Origin of the sequence: Streptomyces sp. URMC 123 (genome assembly GCF_051386515.1) — a bacterium.
GTDB lineage: Bacteria > Actinomycetota > Actinomycetes > Streptomycetales > Streptomycetaceae > Streptomyces.
The window spans coordinates 1-4,271 of sequence record NZ_JBPQTV010000445.1 but is presented as its reverse complement, the minus strand read 5'-3'; the positions used below and the strand labels follow the sequence as shown (position 1 = coordinate 4,271).

The 4,271-nt window shown below is 74.9% G+C and carries 4 protein-coding genes; all 4 read right to left on the bottom strand.

Translation table 11 applies throughout. The annotated features are described in order from the left end of the window. Positions 1-271 precede the first annotated feature (271 nt). From ACSNOD_RS29025 to ACSNOD_RS29010, 4 genes are read right to left on the bottom strand one after another with little or no spacing between them, the layout of a single operon-like run. A complete protein-coding gene (locus ACSNOD_RS29025) occupies positions 272-922 on the bottom strand; it encodes a response regulator (RefSeq protein WP_436770051.1) in 651 nt (216 codons plus the stop codon). Then, on the bottom strand, positions 915-2,357 hold the full coding sequence (locus ACSNOD_RS29020) for a sensor histidine kinase (RefSeq protein ID WP_436770050.1): 1,443 nt from the start codon (positions 2,355-2,357) through the stop codon (positions 915-917). Before ACSNOD_RS29020 ends, ACSNOD_RS29025 begins: the two co-directional genes overlap by 8 nt. A gap of 40 nt (positions 2,358-2,397) precedes the next feature. Then, positions 2,398-3,189: an ABC transporter permease gene (locus ACSNOD_RS29015; protein ID WP_436770049.1), complete on the bottom strand. Its 792-nt coding sequence runs from the start codon at positions 3,187-3,189 to the stop codon at positions 2,398-2,400. Next, on the bottom strand, positions 3,186-4,091 hold the full coding sequence (locus tag ACSNOD_RS29010; RefSeq protein ID WP_436770048.1) for an ABC transporter ATP-binding protein: 906 nt from the start codon (positions 4,089-4,091) through the stop codon (positions 3,186-3,188). Before ACSNOD_RS29010 ends, ACSNOD_RS29015 begins: the two co-directional genes overlap by 4 nt. Positions 4,092-4,271: the final 180 nt, after the last annotated feature.

Genomic DNA, 4,271 nt, shown 5'->3' with positions numbered 1-4,271 from the left:
CACGAGACGGCGAGAAAGCCGAACACACCACGTGCACGTGCGCCGCCGAGGAGGTACCCCGGTGCGGCACCGACACCCCGCACCCACCGGGCGCACAAACACCACCCAACCCCCGCCCCGAAGGGGCGGGAAAAGCTTGTGACGCTCACGCCACAGGCAACGTGCCCCCGGTCGTCGCGCAACCCACCCGGAGAGCGCACCTCACGGACGACCCACAACGGGACCGTCGCACCAACCACCCCGAAGGGGACGTCGCGGAAGAATTTCGCGGTCATCCTCGGCCGAGGATGCCGCGCTCGTACGCCGTCGCCACCGCCGCCGCGCGATCCTTCGCGCCCAACTTGGCGTAGACATGCGTCAGATGCGTCTTCACCGTCGCCTCGCTGATGAAGAGTTCCGCCGCGATCTCGCGGTTGGACGTACCGCGCGCCACCAGCTCCAGCACCTCCCGCTCGCGGGCGGACAGCGACTCCGTCGCGCGCGAGGACGCCGCCGCAGGCGCCCGGACCCGTGTGACCAGCCGCGTCGCGACCGCCGGCGACAGCACCGTACGCCCCTCCGCCGCCGCGCGGACCGCGGTGAACAGCTCCTCGCGCGGCGCGTCCTTCAGGAGGTAACCGGTCGCCCCGGCCTCGATCGCGGGCAGCGTGTCCGTGTCCGTGTCGTACGTGGTGAGGACGAGCACCCGGGCGCGGGCGCCGCGCCGGGTGAGCTCGGAGATCGCGTCGACGCCGCTGCCCCCGGGCATGCGCAGGTCCATCAGGACGACGTCCGGGTCGAGCCGGAGGGCGAGTTCGACCGCCTCGACGCCGCCGGCGGCCTCGCCGAGGACCCGGAACCCGGGGTCGGCCTCGAACATGCCGCGCAGCCCGTCCCGTACGACGGGGTGGTCGTCGGCGATCAGCAGGGTGATCTCAGTCATGGCGCACCAACGGTACGCGGGCGGAGATCGCCGTGCCGTCGCCCGGTGCGGACTCCACGGCGACGCCGCCGGCGAGGCGCTCGGCCCGGGCCCGCATCCCGCCGAGGCCGAACCCGCCGCCGGCCGTGCGCGCGGGCACGGCGAGCGGGTCGAAGCCGCGCCCGTCGTCCCGTACGTCCAGGGTGATCTCGTCGCCCATGTAGGAGAGGGTGACGCCGGCCCGGGCGGCGCCGGAGTGGCGCTCCGTGTTGGCGAGGGCCTCCTGGGCGATGCGCAGGAGCGTGGCCGCGACCTCGTCGTGCAGGGGCTCCGCCGTGCCGGTGACGCTGAACCGGGCGGCGATCCCGGTGCGTTCGGACCAGGCGGAGACGGTCTTGCGCAGCGCCTCGGGGAGCGTGTCGTGCTCCAGCGCGGCCGGCCCGAGGTTCTGCACGGAGCGGCGGGCCTCGCCGAGGCTGTGCCGGGCGAGGTCGGCGGCGCGCCGGAGGTGGACGCGGGCCCGCTCGGGGTCGGTTCCGGTGTCGGCCGCCTGGAGCTGGGCGACGATCCCGGTGAGGCCCTGGGCGAGGGTGTCGTGGATCTCGGCGGCAAGCCGGCGCCGCTCGTCGGCGACACCCGCCTCGCGCGCCTGGAGGAGGAGCTGCGCCTGGAGGGCGGCGTTCTCGGCGAGGGCTTGTTCGAGGCGGGCGTTGGCGCGCCCGAGTTCCGCGATGGTGGCCGCGCGCTCGGCGGCCTTCTCGGTCTCCTTGGTGGCGAGGTGCGCGAGCCCGACGCCGAGGAAGGCGTTGAGGGCGAACATGCCGCCGAGGACGACCCACTGGAGGGCCGAGTCGGGCGGGAGCCCGCCGGACTGCGAGCCGGCCAGGGTGAGGGCGACGACGAGCAGCGCCGCCCGCGTGGGGGCCGGCCGGGGCGGCAGGAGGTGGACCGCGTCGAAGTAGCCGGCGCTGGCGTAGACGGCGAAGAAGGGGTTGAGCCAGGTGAGGGCGAAGGCGAGCGCGGTGCGCAGGAGGAAGTAGCGGGTGGCGGCGGGGCCGGGGGCGCCGGGTACGAGGGCGACGGGCGCGGTGGGTTCCTCCACCGGCACCCCGTCCCGTACGGGGGTGGGCCCGGCGGCGCCCCGTGCGGGGGTGGGCCCGGCGGGCCCGTCCGGCCTCTCCGCCGCCGGGGCACCGGCGGGCAGCCCGCGCTGGTGGGCCGTCCACCAGAGCTGGAGGGCGAGCGCGGCGGCGGTCAGCACGCCCGCGGCCACCGTCTCCGGCCCGTCCATGACCGCGTCCGCGGAGGCCGCGGCGAGGGCGGTGGCGAGGCCGAGGAGCCCGTACGGCCCCCAGTGGAGGATCTGCTGCCAGCGCTCCTCGACGGTCGTCGGCCCGGTGGCGCACGTCGCTTCCGTCGCCCGTGTCGCTGTCGCGCTCACCTCGGCGACCCCCATGCCTCTCCCTCTGTCACTGCCGGCTGTCACGTCCGGCCCGTCACTCCCAGCGGAACCAGCGGGCCGACGCGCCCGTGAGGACGGCCGCCCACAGCGCCATGATCCCGAGCGCGGCCCAGTCGGGCCAGGCCCCGCCCGCGGCCGCGTCGAGGGCCCGGGAGGCGGCGCCGTACGGGGTGAACTGCACGATCTCGCGCAGCGTATCCGGCATCGCCTGCACCGGCACCCACACGCCCGCCGTGAACATGGTCGGGAAGGCCACCGCGGAGCCGACCGCGGTGGCGACCTTCTGCGTGCGGGAGACCGCGCAGACCGCGGCGCCGAGCGCGAGCCCGCCGGCGATGGCGAGCAGCAGGGCGAGCACGTACCCGGGGATGTTGCGCGGCAGCGCCACGCCGAACGCGAGCCGGCCGACGGCGACGACGAGCAGGGAGGAGACGAGCGCGGCGGCGGCGTGCACGGTGAGCTGGGCGGTGAGGAGGGCGGACGGGCGGACCGGCGTCGTCGACATGCGGCGCAGGATGCCGCGCTCCCGGTAGCCGACGAGGACCGGGGGCATGGCCTGGAGGCCGGACATGATCAGGGCGAACAGGACGGCGACGGGGACGTAGAGGTCGATCACCCGGCGGCCGCCGAGGTCGGCGGAGTGCTCGCGGAAGGAGGGGATCATGCCGAGGATCAGCAGGAGCACGGCGGGCGAGGCCATCACCCAGAACAGGGCGCCGGGTTCGCGGGAGAACAGCCGCGCCTCGGTGCGGAGGACGGCGCGGGTGGCGGATGTCCTGGGGGTCGCGGCGCGGGCGGGGCCGGCGGTGGGCGTAGCGGTGGTCATGAGCGGTCGGCTCCCGTGAGGTCGAGGTAGGCGTCGTCGAGCGTGGCGTCGAGGACGCGCAGGCCGCGGGCGGTGACGGCGCGGCGGGCGAGCAGTTGGACGAAGGCGTCGACGGTCGCGTCGGTGCCGGTGACGAGGGTCCGGCCGTCCCGGGTCACCACGCCCGTGACGCCCGGCAGGGCCAGCAGGTCCGCCCGGTCCAGGGGGGTCTCGGCGGCGAAGGAGACGGTCCGGGAGGCGGCGGCGCGGTCGATGAGGCCGCCGGGGGTGTCGACGGCGGTGACCCGGCCCCTGTCGATCACCGCGATCCGGTCGCAGAGGCGCTGCGCCTCCTCCATGACGTGGGTGACGAGCAGGACGGTCACGCCGCCCGCCCGGATGTCCTCGACGAGGGCCCAGGTGTCGCGCCGTCCGCGCGGGTCGAGCCCCGTGGTGAGCTCGTCGAGGACGACGGCGCGGGGGTTGCCGAGGAGGGCGAGGGCGACGGACAGCCGCTGCCTCTGTCCTCCGGACAGCTTGGCGAAGCGGGTCCCCAACTGTTCGGTGAGGCCGAGCCGCTCGGCCAGGGCGCGGCCGTCGGCGGGCCGCGAGTAGAAGGACGCGTACAGGTCGAGCGCCTCGGCGACGGTGAGCTTGGGCTGCAGCTCGCTCTGCTGGAGCTGCACGCCCAGCAGCCGGGTGACGTCGTGGTGCGCGGTCACGGGGTCGAGCCCGGCGACCCGTACGGTGCCGGTGTCGGGCCTCCGGAGGCCCGCGACGCATTCGACGGTCGTCGTCTTGCCGGCCCCGTTGGGGCCGAGGATTCCGAAGATCTCCCCCTCCTCGACGGTGAGGGATACGCCGTCGACGGCCTTTCGGGCGCCGTAGGTTTTGTGCAGGTCCTGGACCTCGATCATGGGCATGTGCGTAGCGTTGCGTGTGGCGTGGGGCGGGGGTATCGGCCATTGCGCTCGACGTTCGATCATCCGATCGGTTGATGTGGGCGTTCTTGCGCGACGTTCCCATCACGTTGCCTGTGACGTGACCGTCATCGACGCGAGCGCCACGGGCTTTTTCCCGCCCCGACCCCCATTACCCCGCGC